Here is a 16,020-nt window from a genome sequence, read left to right as displayed (position 1 = left end):
TCCCCTCTTCGTCGCGGGCGCGCCCTGCGCCTGGTCGCGTCCCTGTGTATCACTCGCCACGGATCAGTTTCCTCCCAGCCCGGCAGGACGGGACGGGCGCACGGCCCTGCCCCGTCCCGGCGCGGAGCTCAGTCGCGGCGGTAGGGCTCGTCGTCCTCGCGCGGGGCGCGGACGGTCTCGCGGTCGCGGTCCTCGCGGACGTCACGGTCGCGGGGGTCGTACTCGCGGTCGTCGCGAGCGCGGTCGGAGCGGGCGGGACGATCCGACTCGTCCTCGTCGTCCCCGCGCTTCTCGTCGCCGCGCATCTCCTCGACCTCGCTCTTGAAGATGCGCATGGACTTGCCCATGTTGCGCGCGAGTCCCGGAAGCTTGTTGGCCCCGAACAGCAGGATCACGAGCACGATCAGCAGCACGATCGCCCAGGGGTTGCGGAAGAAGTTCATGGAAGTCCCTTTCAACAGCGCCATGACTCAGCGCAGGCGCGCCCATCATCCCACAGCGGACTGGGCGCCGGACGGGCCGCCACGGCGACGGCTCGGCCCACCGCACGGCGGGTCGTCCCAGGGTAGCGCCTAGCGAGGGGTGTGACGTGCAGCGCCCGCGCGCGCCTCAGTCACGATCGTGTCTCTGAGCGCGGCAGGGGACAGCACCTCGGCGGCGCCGGCGGATTCGAGCACCGCGTCCACCAGCGGCGCCCGCACCGGGCCCTCGAGGCGCGCGTAGGTCGCGCCGCCACCGGCACCGTCCGTGCCGTCCTCGCCGGGGCCGTCCCTGCCGTCACGCAGCTCGGCCGCGGCGAAGGACTCGGCGATCCAGTGCCCGGCGGGCTCCAGTCGCAGCCACACCGCGCCCTCGACGCGGCCGGAGAGGTCGGCATCGACCCCGGGAGCGGGCCTGCTCATCGGGGTCCCCTCCGGCAGGATCTCCACGATCCGGTCCAGGCGGAAGCGGCGGCGGCCGCCGGCGAGCTCGCAGTCGGCCACGAGATAGGAGCGTGCCCCGTCGGACTCGATCCGCTCGGGACGGATCCTGCGCACGCTCGTGCCCGAGCGGTCCGTCGAGGAGTAGCGGATGGTCAGCGTCGCCTCGTCGGTGCCCTGCTCGGCGCGCAGCGCGGCGCCCACCGCAGCGAGCACCGTCTCGGCGCGGTCGGCGGTGCGGGCGGCCCGCTCGTCGGCCGAGAGGGCCTCGGCGATCTCCTCGCGGCGCGGGACGGGCGGGGCGGGGGCACCCTCGGCCGGTGCCTCGCCGGACATGGCGGCCAGCAGCTTCGCGCGGGCGGAGTCGACGACCTGCTCCGCCTCGCCCGCGGCGGGCTCGAGGGCGGCGAGCCCGGCCAGCAGCGCCGTGATCTCGACGGCGCTGAGGCTGAGGGCGCGGCGCAGCGGCTCCGCATTGCGCACCCGCACGGTGCCGTGCTCCCACTCCGCCTCGATGAGGTCCTCCCAGCCGGCGCCCATGTCGCCGCAGACGAAGAGCACCTGCAGGTCGTCGACCAGCTGCTTCTCGCTGACGCCGAGCGCTTCGGCGAGCTCGGCGAGGTCCGCCTCGCCGCGGCTCATCACGAAGGACGCGGCGGAGATCAGGCGCGAGAGGTGGTCGCCGCTCTGCGGGCTCACCCGGATCCGGGGGGCGGGGCGCGGCGCGGCGGCCTCGAGGGCGTCGAGCTCGGCGGGGTCCTCGTGGCGCGCGGCGACCGCCTCCAGCACCTCGGCGATCTCGGCGCGCCAGGCGGCGGGCTCGAGCAGCTCGACCCAGCGCACGTCGGCGAGGACCAGGCGGCGGGTCGCCGGGCGGGGCAGCTCGGGCAGGCGCAGCTGCTCGGCCTCGAGCGGGGCGACGGCGCGGTCGCGCAGGGCGAGTGCCTTGTAGGGGGCGGCCTGCAGCAGCGCGGAGGCCCGGTCGTCGCTGTCGAGCATCCGATCGAGCACGTCGGCGAGGTCGATGTCGTCGGGGCGGGGCGCCTTCGCGGCGGGGCCCTCGGCCGGGAAGGACTCGATCCGGGAGGCGCGGAACACGCGGGGCGCGTCGCGGTCGCGGTCGTGGCCGTAGACGTACCAGTGCCCGTCGTGGACGCCGACGACCCACGGTTCGACATGGCGCTGCGCGGGGGCGCCGTGCGTGCCGCGATAGGTGAAGCGCACCGAGCGCCCGGTCACCACGGCGTCCAGCAGCGGGGAGAGCACGGGCAGGGACTCGACGGCGCCGCGCGGTGTGCGCCGCAGCAGGTCGGGGTCCGCGTCGTGGCCGAGGCTGAGCAGCTTCGCGCGCACGCGCCGGGCCGCTCCCCCGGCCGTCGCGTCGTCCCAGGCGCGGCTCGCGGCGAGCAGCACCGTGTACTCCTCGGTCGTGAGATCGAGCACCGCCGTGGAGGGCGAGGCGTCGATCCGGTAGTGCACGGTGTTCTCGTCCAGCACGTCCCGCTCGGCGACGAGCGGGAGCCCGAGCTCGAGGATCGCGGCCTTGTCGCGCTCGAACATCCGCTCCGCGGCCTGCTCGGACGTCGCCTCGGCGTAGTCGGGGATGACGGAGAAGAGCTTCGCGCGGTCCATCCGCCGTCGCGAGCCGATCGTCATGATGACGTTGAGCAGTCTCTCCACGTTCTTCGAAGCCACCCGCCCAGACTAGCCGGACGGGATCACAGGATGCGGAGCTTCCGCCGCGCGCCTCTAGGCTGGGGCCATGCTGCGATGGGAACGGGGCACCGTGAGTGCCGTGACCAGCTCCTGGCCCGGAGTGGACCGGCTCGAGATCGAACTGGACGACGGGGCGGGGACGCTGAGCGCGATCGCCTACGAGGAGCTCACCGGGCGCCCGCGCGCCGGCGAGCAGGTGCTGCTGAACACCAACGCCGTGCGGCGCGAGCTCGGCACCGGCGGCGACGCCATGGTGGTGGCCCGCACCGAGGTGCTCCCCGAGGCCGCCGAGGTGCGAGGCCACATGGTCAAGGCCCGCTACACGCCGATGCAGACAATGGTCGACGCGCTCGACGACCCGGACAGCGAGCACTACGAGACGGTCCGGGAGGCCACCGGCATCGACGGGATGCCCGTGGTGGTCGCGGACCTGCACTCCTCCCTCCCCGCGATCGTCGCCGGGATCCGGGCGCGGCGCCGCTCGGCCCGGATCGCCTACGTGCACACCGATGCCGCGGCGCTGCCCGCCGTCTACTCGAGGAGCGCGGCCCGGCTGCGCGAGGCCGGCCTGCTCACCGCCGTGATCAGCGCCGGGCAGTCCTTCGGCGGCGATCTCGAGGCGGTCACGGTCCACTCGGCGCTGCTGGGCGCCCGGCATGTGGTCGGCGCGGACGTCGCGATCGTGATCCAGGGCCCGGGCAATCTCGGCACCGGCACCGGCTGGGGCTTCTCCGGCATCCAGACGGCGGAGTCGCTCCACGCGGCCTCGGTGCTCGGCGGCGTGCCGATCGCGACCCTGCGGGTCTCGGAGGCCGACGAGCGGGCGCGGCACCGCGGCCTGTCCCACCACTCCTCCACCGCCTACGGGCGGGCGCTGCTCGCACCGGTGCACCTGCCGGTGCTCCCCCGCACCGACTCCCGATACAACTCTTTTCATGAGTCAGTGCGGAAACAGGTCAAGAGCACGATCCTGAAGCCGGCGAAGAAGCGCGGCGTGCTGCACCACCTCACCGAGGTCGACGCCAAGGGGTTGCGCGATGCGCTCGAGGAGATGCCCGTGCGGATGACCACGATGGGACGGACCGTCGCCGAGGACTACGCCTCCTTCCAGTACGCGGCTCTCGCCGGGCGCTGCGCGGCCGAGCAGGTCCGGGGCGCCGGCGGCGGCTCGGGCGGCGCGAAGGGCGAGTCCAAGGGCCCGAAGGAGTCCAAGGGCGGCACCAAGCGCTAGACGCCTCGGCGCCGGCATGGGCCCGACGGAGTTGCCGGGGACAGGCGACCGACGGAGTTGATCGACGTGAGGTACCAGGAAAGTGGTACCCGACGTCGAACAACTTGCCGTGCTGCCCTGCGCCGCGGCCGGCGGGGCCGTCCAGCGAGGTTCTTCGACGTGAGATACCAGGAATGCGGTACCTGAGGTCGAACAACTGCCCTTCCGGCCGACCGATCCATGTCGGCCGTGCGATCCGCGTCAGCCGCGCTGGGCGTCGCCCTCGCCGTGGGCCTCGCCGCGCTCCTGGACCAGGTGCAGAAGGCGGTGCGCGGCGGAGATCGCCCGCTCCCCGTCGTAGCGCTGGATCGCGTGCAGCGGATGGGTGCGCCCGTCCGCGAGGTCGAGATGTGCCCAGGGATCGCCCATCGGGAAGCTGATCCCGAGCACCTCGGGCCATTCGAAGGTACGGGTGCGCATGAGGTTGCGGACCTCGAGCCCGTCGGGACGGGCGACCACGCGCACCGAGGCCTCGAGATGGCAGAACAGCGCGATGAGCAGGCCGATCATGAGCAGGCCGAGCCGTCCGCCGAGCTGGAAGCTCGTGATCATGACCGCGCCGCCGATCATCCCGGCCATCACGATGACGGCGGTGATGTAGGCGGCCCAGCGCACCGCCCGCGGACGGAACACCTCGACGGCGCGTGCGTCGTCGCGGCCCGGGGTCCCTGCGGCACTGCTCATCGGGATCTCAGATGCGGCAGGCCTGGATCGCCGTGACCAGGATGGCGCGGGCGCCGGCCTCGTAGAGGTCGTCCATCATGCGGTGCGCGGAGCGGCTGTCGACCATGGCACGCACGGCCGACCACTCCCCGCCGTGCAGCGGAGAGACGGTCGGGGACTGCAGGCCGGGGGTGATCTCGACCGCCCGCTCCAGCAGCGCCGAGGGGATGTCGTAGTCGAGCATCACGTACTCACGGGCGACGAGCACGCCGCGGATGCGCCGCTCGAGCACCTCGAGCGCGTGCTGCGCCTCGTCGTCCAGCTCCATGCCGGGGCGGGAGAACAGCACGGCCTCGCTGGTCATGATCGCCTCGCCGAAGGGCTCCAGACCTGCCTCGCGCAGTGTGGTGCCGGTCTCGACGACGTCCGCGATCACGTCGGCGACGCCGAGGCGGATCGAGGACTCGACCGCGCCGTCGAGGTGGACCACCTCGGCGCTGATCCCCCGCTCGGCGAGGTAGTCCTCCACGAGGTTCTCGTAGCTGGTGGCGATGCGGGAGCCCTGCAGCTCCTCGACGGTGCTGTGCGTCCCGGCGGGCGCGGCGAAGCGGAAGGTGGAGCGGGCGAAGCCCAGCGAGAGGATCTCCTGGGCCGGGGTGCGGGAGTCCAGCAGCATGTCCTGGCCGGTGATGCCGACGTCGACCGTGCCGGAGCCGACGTACACCGCGATGTCCCGGGGACGCAGATGGAAGAGCTCCACCCCGTTGTCCTCGTCGACCACGACCAGCTCCTTGGAGTTGCCGCGGCGGCGGTAGCCGGCCTCCTGGAGCAGGTCGGCGGCGGGGTCGGACAGGGCGCCCTTGTTGGGCACGGCGATGCGGAGCACGGATCCTCCTCGGCCGATGCGGCGGCCTCGAGACGGGTGGGACGGGAAGTCGGGGGGCGAGCGGCGCGGGGCCGGCTCAGAGATGTCGGTAGACGTCCTCGAGGGAGATGTCCTTGGCGATCATCATGACCTGGAGGTGGTAAAGCAGCTGGCTCATCTCCATGGCGGCGTCGACGGTGGACTCGTGCTCGCAGGCCATCCACACCTCGGCGGCCTCCTCGACGATCTTCTTGCCGATCTGATGGACGCCGGCATCGAGCTCCGCGACGGTGCCCGATCCCTCGGGTCGGGTGCGTGCCTTCTGGGTCAGCTCGGCGAACAGTGCCTCGAAATCCTTCACGGGACCAGGGTACGCGTCCCGGCAGGTGCTCCGCGGTGCGGACCGCCTGCCGGGCACGCGGCCCGCCCGCGGCTCAGCCGCGGCGGACCGTCGGGTCCAGGTGCGCGGTCTCGACCGTGACCCGGTCGGCCTCCTCGTCGCGGCGGCGGCGCACCTGCCACCAGACGAAGAAGCCGGTGAGGGTGAACGCGCCGTAGAAGAGATACATGAACGCGCTCGCGTAGTAGCCGGCGCTCCACAGCAGCGGCACGCCGACGAGGTCGACCGCGACCCAGATCAGCCAGAACTCGACCCAGCCCTTGGCCATGCCGAAGGTCGCCAGCAGGCTGCCCATGAAGATCCAGGCGTCGGCCCAGACCGGCTCGTAGGAGCCCAGCGCCCGGAACAGCGGGGTGAGCGCCGCGGTGCCGCCGACGAGCACGACGAGCAGCAGGGCGCGGGTGCCCCAGGAGGCCCAGACGGGCTCGACGGCGGTGCCGTCCTCGTGCTTCGCCTGGCGCCAGCGCACCCAGCCGTAGACGCTGGTGGCGATGAACATGATCTGTCGGCCGGCCTGGCCGAGCAGGTCGACGGAGTTCGGGTTGCCGAAGACGCTGCCGAGGAAGACGGTCAGCAGCAGGGCGTTGCCCAGGATGCCGATGGGCCAGGCCCAGACCTTGCGGCGCATGCCGCCGAGCGCGCTGAGCAGTCCGAAGACGTTGCCGAGCACCTCGCGGAGCAGGAGGAACTGGCCTCCGCCGAATTCGATCTTGGCGTCGAAGAGCCACTGCAGGATATCCATGTCGGTCCTTTCACCTCGGATGCAGTGGCTCCGGGGGAAAAGGGTTGCCTGCGGGGCTCGGGGAGGCGTGCGCCGTCCCGGGACCTGCGGGACGTGCGCCTCTCATCCAGGCTGTACTGTCGGTGCCGGAATTCCACCGGCTCCACCGCAGGATGCGGGTCGCGGACTGTCACCGCCGGCTCGGACTTTCACCGACCCCGGAGCACGTCACAGGATGTGACGGAGCAAGGATAGGTCAGTGCGCGGTGTGGGCGCCCGCCAGTTCGCGCAGGGCGGAGATCTCCTCGGCGGCGTCCTGCGCCTTGTAGATCGCGGAGCCCGCGACGAAGACGTTCGCGCCCGCCTCGGCGCAGCGCTCGATCGTCTCGCGGCTGACGCCGCCGTCGACCTGGATCGAGACCTCGAGGTTCGCCTCGGAGATCGCGCGGCGGGCCCGACGGATCTTCGGGAGCATCGTCTCGAGGAAGCTCTGCCCGCCGAAGCCGGGCTCGACCGTCATGATCAGCAGCATGTCGAACTCGCCGATGATGTCGATCAGCGGCTCGACCGGGGTGGCGGGGCGCAGGGCGACGCCGACCTGCGCGTTCTTGCGGCGAAGGTCGCGGGCGAGCTTGACGGGCGCGCGGGCGGCCTCGAGGTGGAAGGTCACCGAGGAGGCGCCTGCCTCCGCGAAGACGGGGGCCTGGTTGTCGGCGTCCTCGATCATCAGGTGCGCGTCGATCGGGATGGGGCTGCGCTCGACGATCTGCTCGACCATGTTCGGCCCGAAGGTCAGGTTCGGCACGAAATGGTTGTCCATGACGTCGACGTGGACGCTGTCGGCGCTGGAGATCTTGTCGAGCTCGGCGCCGATGGACATGAAGTCGGCGTTGAGGATGCTGGGGTGGATGAAGCTGGAGTCGGTGGAGTACGAGATGCTCACGAGCTCGGGGTTCCTTCCTCGGTGGGGGCGGGGAGCCTGCGCAGCAGGCAGATGAACATGGCGTCGGTGCCGTGGACGTGGGGCCACAGCTGCACGTCGGGGCCCTCGCCCAGCTCGACCTCGTCCCGCACGGAGGGCAGCAGGCCGGCCCGGACGGCGGGGCGGGCGTCGAGGCGCTCGACGTCGTCGCGGCGCTTGAGGACGTCGGCGACGATCAGGCGGGTCTCGGCCAGGTGCGGCGAGCAGGTGACATAGGCGACGACGCCGCCGGGCGCGGTCGCGTCCAGCGCGGAGGCCAGCAGGTCGCGCTGGATCGCGCCGAGCTGGCCGACGTCCGCGGGGGTGCGGCGCCAGCGGGCCTCGGGCCGGCGGCGCAGCGCACCGAGCCCGGAGCAGGGGACGTCGGCGAGGACGCGGGAGAACTCCCCCGGCCGCTCGGCGCCGATGGTGGTGCCGTCGGCGGTGAGGGTGGTGATCTCGCAGCCGGCCTCGCGCAGGCTCGCCACCGCGCGGTCCACCAGCTCGGTGCGGTGCTCCTGCAGCTCGACGGCGAGGAGGTCGGCGTCGTGGTCGATGGTGAGCCCGCCGAGCAGGGCGGTCTTCCCGCCGGGGCCGGAGCAGAGGTCGAGCCAGTGGGCGTCGTCGGTGAGGACGAGGTCGTCGGCGCCGAGCGCGAGGGAGAGGGCCGCGAGCTGGGAGCCCTCGTCCTGGACGGCGACGCGGCCCTGCTTGACCAGGTCCATGCCGCCGGGGTCGCCGGAGGGCCAGGCGGCGGCGAAGACGGAGAGCCGGCCCTGGCTCGCGCCGTGGTCGATCAGCTCGTCGAGGTCGGTCAGCCCCGGGCGCATCACGAGCGAGACCGCGGGGGCCTGGTTCTGCGCCTCGAGCAGCTGGTCGATCTCGTCGCGGGAGCGGCCGTTCCCGGCGAGGGCGTCGGACAGGGCCCGCACCACCCAGCGGGGGTGGGAGTGGACGACGGCGAGATGCCCGGTGGGGTCCTTCTCGCGGTCCGGGGCGACCTCCGCGATCCAGGTGGCGAGGTCCTTCTCCCCCACCCGGCGCAGCACGGCGTTGGCGAAGCTCGCACCTCCCGCGCCGACCTCAGCGCGGGCCAGAGCCACGGTCTCGGACGTCGCGGCGTGCGGGGCGACGGTCATGTCCAGCAGCTGGTAGGCGCCGAGGCGGAGCACGTCCAGCAGCGCGGGCTCGACCTTCGCCAGCGGTCGGTCCACGCAGGCGGCGATGATCGCGTCGAGCCGGCCCTGGGCACGCAGCGAGCCGTAGAACAGCTCGGTGGTGAAGGCGGCGTCGCGGCCGGAGACGCGGTGGCTGCGCAGCAGGCGGGGCAGGACGAGGTTCGCGTAGGAGTCCTCCTCGCGCACCAGGCGCAGCCCCTCGAGGGCGACCTGGCGGGAGGGGGTGGAGGCGCGGGAGCGCTCGGAGGGGCGGGAGGAGGACCAGCCGCGGCGCGGACCGCCCTGGCCGCGGGAGCCGGAGCGTTCGCGGCCCTGCGCGTCGCGGGGCCGGTCCCGACGGTCGTCCCGCCGACCGCCCCGGTCATCGCGCCGGTCGCCGCGGTCGTCCCGTCGACCGCCGCGGTCGTCCCGTCGGTCGCCGCGCCGGTCGTCCCAGCGGTCGCCGCCGTCGCGGCCTCCGCGGTCGTCGCGTCGGCCGCGGTCGTCGCGGCCTCGGCGGTCGTCGCGGCCTCCGCGGTCGTCCCGGCCTCGCCGGCTGTCGTCGTGGCGGCGCCCGCCGCGTCGGTCCTCGCTCATGCGCGTGCTCCGTCCTGCTGGTCGTCCTCGAAGCGGGCGTCGGGGCCGAGCCCCGCCCCGCGTGCCCAGTCCGCCGCGCGCATCGGGCGCTTCCCCGCCGGGGCGAGGGCCGCGATGGCGAGCGGGTCGGTGCCGGTGCCCACGAGCACCTGTCGCTTGGTGGCCGCGAGCGCGCCGGGGGCCGACGGGGCGCTCGCGCGCGAGGCCTCCTCGACGGCCTCGAGGCCGAGGATCTTGGTGCGGGCGCCGTCCAGGAGCGTCCACGCGCCGGGCTGGGGGCTCATGCCGCGGATGTGCGCGGAGACCTCGTCCGCCGGGCGGGTCCAGTCGATCCGGGCCTCGGCGGTGGTGAGCTTCGCGGCGTGGGTCGCGGCCGCGTGGTCCTGCGGGGTGAGGGTCGCGGTGCCGTCCTCGAGCGCGTCGAGGGCCTTCAGCAGCAGCGCGGCGCCGTCGTCGGCCATCCGCTCGAGCAGCTCGCCGGAGGTCTCGAACTCGCCGATGGCGGTGGGGGCGGCGGCGATCACGTCGCCGGTGTCCAGGCCCTTCTCGAGGCGGAACACGCTCATGCCGGTCTCGCGGCGGCCGGCGAGCACGGCCCGCTGGGCGGGAGCGGCGCCCCGCAGCTCGGGCAGGAGGGAGAAGTGGAGGTTCACCCAGCCGTGGCGGGGGATCTCGAGCGCCGCGGGCGGCACGAGGTTGCCGTAGGCGACCACGGGCGCGGCGTCCGGGGCGAGATCGCGCAGCTGCTGCTGCACCTCCTCGTCCCGCAGCGTGGCGGGGGTGAGCACCGGCACCCCGGCCTCGAGGGCCAGGGACTTCACCGGGGACGGGGTGAGCTTCCGTCCGCGGCCGGAGGGGGCGTCGGCGCGGGTGAGCACACCGACCACCTCGTGGCGGGAGTCGAGCAGGGTGCGCAGGGAGGGGAGGGCGGCCTCGGGGGTGCCGGCGAAGATCAGACGCATGATGACCCGAGTCTACGGTCCCACCGGCGGCTCCTGCCGGGCCGTGCCTACAGTGGAGGACATGACGCGGGCACGGTGCGAGGGATGAGCGTGGGCGACCCGATCCCGGGCCATGCGCTCGGCTCGCCCGCCTACCGACGGATGCAGCTGGCGCTGGTCTGCGCGGGCATCGCCTGCTTCGCCCAGCTGTACTCCCCGCAGGGGATCCTGCAGCTGATCTCCGCCGATCTCGGCATCGGGCCGGAGCAGGCGGCGCTGACGGTCTCCGCCGCGACCGCCGGGCTGGCGCTGGCGGTGATGCCGTGGTCCTTCGTCGGCGATCGCCTCGGCCGGCGTCCCGCCATGATCCTCGCCGTGATCGCGGCGACGGTGCTTGCCCTGGCGGCGGCCTGGTCGCCGAGCTTCCCGCTGCTGCTCGTGCTGCGCCTGCTGGAGGGGATGGCGCTCGGCGGGGTGCCGGCCCTGGCCATGGCGTATCTCTCCGAGGAGGTCGATGCGCGTTCGCGCGCGGTCGCGGCGGGCTGGTTCGTGGCGGGGACGACGCTGGGCGGGCTCTCGGGCCGGGTGCTCGCCACCCCGGTCGCCGATGTGCTCGGCTGGCGGGCGGGGATGACCGCGGTGGTGATGCTGGCGGTGCTCGCGGCGGTCGGGTTCGTGGCCCTCGCCCCGCGGGAGCGGCGCTTCGTGCCGCGACGGCGGACATCGGGCGGGGCCGTCCCGGGCGGACGGGCGGGCCGGCTGCTCGCCCCGCTGCGGGACCCGGGCCTGGCGGCGCTGCTGGCCTGCGCGTTCCTGCTGATGGGCGGGTTCGTGGCGGTCTACAACTATCTCGCCTTCCACCTCAGCGGCCCGCCCTACCTGCTGCCCGCCTCGCTGATCGGGCTGCTGTTCCTCGCGTACCTGGGCGGCACCGCCTCCTCCCCGCTCGCGGGCCGGCTCGCGTCCCGGCACGGGCGCCTGCCCGTGATGCTGGGCGCGATGGCGGTGATGCTGCTGGGCCTGCTGCTGACTCTCGCCGCTCCCCTGCCGGTGCTGATCCTGGGCCTGGTGCTGATGACGGCGGGCTTCTTCGGCGCGCACTCGGTCGCGAGCGGCTGGGCGGGCACGCGCGTGCCCGGTGCCCGGTCCCAGGCGACGGGGCTGTACAACCTCGCCTACTACGCGGGCTCGAGCGTGCTCGGCTGGGCGCTCGGCTTCGTGCTCGCCAGGGCCGGGTGGGGCGGGGTGGTCGCCGCGGTGAGCGCGGCGGTGGTGCTCGCGGGCCTCGTCTCCGCGGCGCTGCTGCGCGACGAGGACCGGCCCGCCGCGTCTGCCGGGAGCTCCTGAGCACCCGCACGCGACGCCGTGGCCCCGCGGTCCGGGGTCGGGGCGTCGACGTCACGGCCCCGGGCGCGCCCGCCCCGCCTCAGTACACGAGCGAGAACACCCACACGGCGAGGGTCATGGTGGTGGCGGAGATCAGCACGATGCCGATCAGGTTCAGCCACAGCCCGGCCGAGGCCATCTGCGGGATCCGCACGTAGCCGGAGCCGTAGGCGATGGCGTTCGGCGGCGTCGCCACCGGCAGCATGAACGCGCAGGTCGCGGCCAGCGCCACCGGGATCGCCAGCAGCATCGGGTCCACCCCGATGCCGACGGCGACCGCGGTCGCGACCGGGAGGAAGGTCGCGGCGGTGGCGGTGTTCGAGGTGAGCTCGGTGAGGAAGAGGATCCCCGCGGCGACGATCGCGACGATCAGCACCACGGGCAGGCCGCCGATCCCGGCGGTGACCTCGCCGATCCACTCGGTCAGGCCCGAGGAGCTGAACTGGGCGCTGAGCGCCAGACCGCCGCCGAACAGCAGCAGCACGCCCCAGGGCAGCTTCACCGCCGCGTCCCAGTCCAGCAGGCGCACCCCGCGGGCGGCGCCGGCCGGCAGCACGAACAGCAGCAGCGCGACGACCATGGCGATGCCCGCATCGCCGATCGGCGGGTCGCCGGCGCCCGCGATCTGCCAGATCAACGGGATGAACACCCAGCTCAGCGCCGCGAGCACGAACACGGACAGCACTCGCACCTCGCCGGAGGAGATCCTCCCGAGCCCGCGACGCTCCTGGCGGATCAGCTCCGCACCGCCGGGGATCTCGGAGATCTCGGGCCTGAAGACGACCTTGGTCAGCAGCAGCCAGGCGATCAGCAGGAACACCACGGCGATCGGGGCGCCGACGACCATCCAGCGGCCGAAGCCGATCGTCACCCCGAACTCCTGGCTCATGTGGGCGGCGAGCAGGGCGTTGGGCGGGGTGCCGATGATGGTGGCGAGGGAGCCGATCGAGGCGGCGTAGGCGATGCCGAGCATCAGGGCGGTGCCGAACTTCGAGCGGACCGCTGAGCTCGCGGTGCCGGCCGAGCCCTCGGCCTCGAGCTCGGGGTCGACGCCCTCCCCCGGCTCCTCGCCCTTGCGGGCGGCGTCCTCGAGCCGCAGCCGGTTCACGAGCACCAGCACCGAGACGCCGATCGGCAGCATCATCACGGCGGTGGCGGTGTTCGAGACCCACATGGAGACGAATCCGGTGGCGATCATGAAGCCGAGGATCAGCAGGGAGGGGCTGGTGCCGATCGCGCCGACGATCGCCAGCGCGATGCGCTTGTGGAGGTTCCAGCGCTGCATGGCCAGGGCGAGCATGAACCCGCCCATGAACAGGAAGATGATGTTGTTGCCGTAGGAGGCGCCGACGTCGTCGAAGCCCACCTCGGGGTTCAGCACCGGGAAGACCACCAGCGGGACCAGCGCGGTCGCCGGGATCGGCAGCGCCTCGGTCATCCACCACACGGCCATCAGCACCGCGGTCGCGGCGGTCAGCTTCGCGGCATGGGCGACGTCCGCGGGCATGACGAAGTAGATCAGGAGCGCGGCGACCAGGCCGACGGCGAGGCCGAGCCGGCGCACCAGCAGCGTCCGGTGGGTCTCGGCCGGGGCGCGCTCGCCCTCGGAGACGTCGGGGCGTTCGTCCGTCGGCGGACGGTCGGCGGGGTCTGCAACGGGGTGGTCGGACGTCGGGGAGGCGTTCGAGGCCATGGTGGGGGTCCCTTCAGCGCTTCGTCGCGGCGGCAGGCGTTGGCCCAGAACACTAGCGGATCGGTCAGAACACGTCGGGCGGATCGAGGCGGACGCGCAGGGAGCCGCGGTCCTTGCGGGCGCTGCGGGCCGCGACGCCGGAGCGCAGCGCGGCGGCGAGCTCGCGGGAGCGGCGCGGCTCGATCCGCAGCACCGCACGGGCGCGTCCGGCCTGGTCGGGGCCCTCGAGGTCCACGGGGCCGAGCACCTCGGTCCCGTCCGGCAGCTCGGTCGTCCCGAGGAAGCCGCGGCAGGCTTCGCGCTCCCCCACCACCTCGGCGACACGCCGGAACGGGGGCAGGTCCAGCTCGCGCCGGTCCTCCAGCACCCGGTCCAGGAACAGCGCGGAGCGGTGGGCGACGAGGTCGCGGATGGCGGGGAGGGTCGAGGTGCCGACGACGAGCACCTCGCCGCCCTCCTCCGCGGTGCGGACCAGGGAGATGGCGCCGCGCCAGCGGCGGACGGCCTCGACATCGGCGTCGAAGGCGGCGCGGCCGAGCATCGCGTCGGCGTCCAGCAGGAGGCAGGCGCTGTACCGGCCGGGCGGGACGGGCTCGGCGCCGGGGGTCGCCACGACGATCCCGTGCTCGGGCACGGCGTCGTCCTCGAGCGGGCCGTGGGCGCCGCCGGCGACCTTCAGCGGCGCGTCGGGGAAGGCGCGGTGGAGCTCCTCGGCGGTGCGTGTGGAGCCGATGACCATGGCGCGCACGTGGGTGCGGTCGCACTCGGGGCAGCGGTAGCCGTCCTCCCGTCGGCCGCAGACGGTGCAGTGCAGGGGCCCGTTCCGGCCGCGCTGCGACAGGGGCGCCGCGCATTCGGGGCAGCGGGCGCGGGTGCCGCAGAAGGTGCAGGCGATCGCGGGGGCGTAGCCGGTGCGCGGCACCTGGACGAGCACGGGCCCGGTCGCCAGGCCCCTCCGCAGCACGCGCATCGCCTCCTGCGGGAGGCGGGAGCGGCCGGAGGGGCCCTCGCGGTCGCGGAGGTACTGGTCCATGGCGACAATGCGGGGTCGGACCGCGGTGACGGGGGCGGGCACGGGATCGAGGCGGGCGAGATAGCCGGCGTCGGAGAGGGCGCGCATGGTCACCGACTCGCTCGCCGAGAGGAAGAGCAGGGCGCAGCGCTCCTCGGCGGAGCGGCACTGGAGCACGGTGCGGGTGTGCGGGTAGGGAGCGCGGGGCTCCTCGAGCAGGTCGTCGGCCTCGTCCCAGCAGATCACGAGGGCGAGGTCCTGCACGGGGGCGAAGGCGGCGGAGCGGTTGCCGAGCACGACCCGGGTCGCGCCGCGCAGGATCCGGCGGAAGGTGCGATAGCGCTTCTCGGGTCCCTCGGTGCCGGCGAGGACCTCGTGGGCGATGCCCCGCTCCGTCAGCACGCGGGAGAGCCGGGTGACGTCGCGCTGGTCGGGGGCGATGACCAGGGCGCCGCGGTCGGGGCCGAGCGCGGCGATCGACTCGGCGGCGATCGCGGTCCACGGGTCCACCGGGTCCAGCACGAGGGAGGCGCGGGGCACGGGGCCCTCCGCGCTCCCGGCACGGGAGAGCAGGGCGGCAAGTCCCGGGTAGCGGTCGCCGTGGCGCGGGGCGGCGGGGGTATCGGGGGGCGCCGCGGCCCGGTCGTCGCCGTCCGACGCCGGCGGCTCCTCCGCCGACGCGGCCTCATCGGCCGGCGCGACCTCTGCGGTCGCCGCGGTCTCCTCGGAGGTCGCGGTGACCTCGTCCTCGGCGGGTGCTGGTGCGTCTGCGACCGCCTCCTTCTCCGCCGCGGCGCGGTCGGCCTTCTCCGCGCGGGCGTGACGGGGCGGGAGGGCGAGGCGCAGCACGTCGCCGACGGTGCCGGCGCTGCGCTCGGCGACGTCCTCGCACACCCGCATCATCGCGGGCGGGACGACGACGTCGTCGGAGACCAGGCGGTGCAGCGGGGCGAGGGCCCGGTCGGTGGTGGGCTCGGCGCGGCGCTCGAGCACGATCCCCTCGGTGTCCTTGCCGGAGAAGCGCACCCGCACCCGCATGCCCGGACCGGCCGCGGCGGTGTCGGGGGTGACCGCGTACTCGAAGGGACGGTCCAGGTGGGGCAGCACGCCGACGAGGCGCACGCTCGCGATCGGCAGCTCGCTGACGACCTCGAAACCGGCGGTGGTGCGCAGGCCGGGACCCCGGGCCGCATCGGGGCGGTCCGGGGAGGTGGTGGCGTTCTCCGCGGCGGCGGGGACGGAAGCGGCGGGGGCCGCGAAGAGGGGTGCCTGGCCGTCGGCCGGTCCCTCCTCGCGCTCCCCCGCCGCTCCGTGGGCGGTGCTGGTCAGCGCTTGTGCACCGCCACCAGGTCGCACACGAAGATCAGGGTCTCGCCGGGGGCGATGACCGGCGGGGCGCCGCGATCGCCGTAGGCGAGGTGGGCGGGGATCTCGAGGCGGCGGCGGCCGCCGACCTTCATGCCCTGCACGCCCTGGTCCCAGCCGGTGATGACCTGGCCGACGCCGAGCTGGAACCGCAGCGGCTCGCCGCGGTCCCAGGAGGCGTCGAACTGCTCGCCGGTGGAGTGGGAGACGCCGACGTAGTGGACGTCGACGACGTCGCCGCGGCCGGCCTCCTCGCCCTCGCCGAGGATCTCGTCGGTGCTGACGAGCTCGGTGGGTGCGGGGCCCTCGGGGGCGTCGATCTCGGGCTTGGTGCGATCGCTCATGCGATGTTC

At 74.0% G+C, this 16,020-nt stretch carries 14 protein-coding genes and 1 riboswitch; of the genes, 2 read left to right on the top strand and 12 right to left on the bottom strand.

Annotated elements, in window-relative coordinates; translation table 11 throughout:
• Positions 1-128: 128 nt before the first annotated feature.
• Positions 129-443: a Sec-independent protein translocase subunit TatA gene (gene tatA / locus A4A78_RS15670; protein WP_062950860.1), complete on the bottom strand. Its 315-nt coding sequence runs from the start codon at positions 441-443 to the stop codon at positions 129-131.
• A gap of 129 nt (positions 444-572) precedes the next feature.
• Positions 573-2,615, bottom strand: coding sequence for a WYL domain-containing protein (locus A4A78_RS15665; RefSeq protein ID WP_231881073.1), 2,043 nt, complete (start codon positions 2,613-2,615; stop codon positions 573-575).
• 67 nt (positions 2,616-2,682) lie between these two features.
• Here A4A78_RS15665 and A4A78_RS15660 point away from each other — a divergent pair, with 67 nt between their 5' ends.
• The gene (locus A4A78_RS15660; RefSeq protein ID WP_062950858.1) at positions 2,683-3,867 is read left to right on the top strand and encodes a DUF3866 family protein; all 1,185 of its coding nucleotides are present in this window, start codon (positions 2,683-2,685) and stop codon (positions 3,865-3,867) included.
• Between the two features lie 240 nt (positions 3,868-4,107).
• Here A4A78_RS15660 and A4A78_RS15655 read toward each other — a convergent pair whose 3' ends face one another.
• The 7 genes from A4A78_RS15655 to fmt all read right to left on the bottom strand — a co-directional run bounded on the left by A4A78_RS15655 (position 4,108) and on the right by fmt (position 10,232).
• Positions 4,108-4,590, bottom strand: coding sequence for a PH domain-containing protein (locus tag A4A78_RS15655; protein ID WP_010551580.1), 483 nt, complete (start codon positions 4,588-4,590; stop codon positions 4,108-4,110).
• Positions 4,591-4,597: 7 nt separating this feature from the next.
• On the bottom strand, positions 4,598-5,455 hold the full coding sequence (gene hisG, locus A4A78_RS15650; protein ID WP_062950856.1) for an ATP phosphoribosyltransferase: 858 nt from the start codon (positions 5,453-5,455) through the stop codon (positions 4,598-4,600).
• 76 nt (positions 5,456-5,531) lie between these two features.
• On the bottom strand, positions 5,532-5,795 hold the full coding sequence (locus tag A4A78_RS15645; RefSeq protein WP_062950854.1) for a phosphoribosyl-ATP diphosphatase: 264 nt from the start codon (positions 5,793-5,795) through the stop codon (positions 5,532-5,534).
• Between the two features lie 73 nt (positions 5,796-5,868).
• Entirely contained in the window at positions 5,869-6,576 is a 708-nt protein-coding gene (pnuC, locus tag A4A78_RS15640; protein ID WP_062950852.1) for a nicotinamide riboside transporter PnuC, read from the bottom strand.
• A 90-nt stretch (positions 6,577-6,666) separates the two neighbouring features.
• Positions 6,667-6,785, bottom strand: a riboswitch (FMN riboswitch).
• A gap of 26 nt (positions 6,786-6,811) precedes the next feature.
• A complete protein-coding gene (gene rpe / locus A4A78_RS15635; RefSeq protein WP_062950850.1) occupies positions 6,812-7,498 on the bottom strand; it encodes a ribulose-phosphate 3-epimerase in 687 nt (228 codons plus the stop codon).
• Entirely contained in the window at positions 7,495-9,270 is a 1,776-nt protein-coding gene (locus A4A78_RS15630) for an RsmB/NOP family class I SAM-dependent RNA methyltransferase (protein WP_062950848.1), read from the bottom strand. The genes rpe and A4A78_RS15630 overlap by 4 nt, the downstream gene beginning before the upstream one ends.
• Positions 9,267-10,232: a methionyl-tRNA formyltransferase gene (fmt, locus tag A4A78_RS15625; RefSeq protein WP_062950846.1), complete on the bottom strand. Its 966-nt coding sequence runs from the start codon at positions 10,230-10,232 to the stop codon at positions 9,267-9,269. Before fmt ends, A4A78_RS15630 begins: the two co-directional genes overlap by 4 nt.
• A gap of 84 nt (positions 10,233-10,316) precedes the next feature.
• Here fmt and A4A78_RS15620 point away from each other — a divergent pair, with 84 nt between their 5' ends.
• Complete coding sequence (locus A4A78_RS15620) at positions 10,317-11,558, top strand: MFS transporter (RefSeq protein ID WP_062950844.1); 1,242 nt, start codon at positions 10,317-10,319, stop codon at positions 11,556-11,558.
• Positions 11,559-11,637: 79 nt separating this feature from the next.
• Here A4A78_RS15620 and A4A78_RS15615 read toward each other — a convergent pair whose 3' ends face one another.
• The 3 genes from A4A78_RS15615 to A4A78_RS15605 all read right to left on the bottom strand — a co-directional run bounded on the left by A4A78_RS15615 (position 11,638) and on the right by A4A78_RS15605 (position 16,011).
• Complete coding sequence (locus A4A78_RS15615) at positions 11,638-13,290, bottom strand: DASS family sodium-coupled anion symporter (RefSeq protein WP_062950842.1); 1,653 nt, start codon at positions 13,288-13,290, stop codon at positions 11,638-11,640.
• Positions 13,291-13,354: 64 nt separating this feature from the next.
• Complete coding sequence (locus A4A78_RS15610) at positions 13,355-15,658, bottom strand: primosomal protein N' (RefSeq protein WP_082835377.1); 2,304 nt, start codon at positions 15,656-15,658, stop codon at positions 13,355-13,357.
• Positions 15,628-16,011, bottom strand: coding sequence for an FKBP-type peptidyl-prolyl cis-trans isomerase (locus A4A78_RS15605; protein ID WP_010551590.1), 384 nt, complete (start codon positions 16,009-16,011; stop codon positions 15,628-15,630). The genes A4A78_RS15610 and A4A78_RS15605 overlap by 31 nt, the downstream gene beginning before the upstream one ends.
• Positions 16,012-16,020 lie beyond the last annotated feature (9 nt).

It is taken from the genome of Brachybacterium sp. sponge (genome assembly GCF_001613775.1).
GTDB classification, from domain to species: domain Bacteria; phylum Actinomycetota; class Actinomycetes; order Actinomycetales; family Dermabacteraceae; genus Brachybacterium; species Brachybacterium conglomeratum.
The sequence above is the reverse complement of the archived record's forward strand: the minus strand, read 5'-3'. Positions and strand labels throughout refer to the sequence as shown.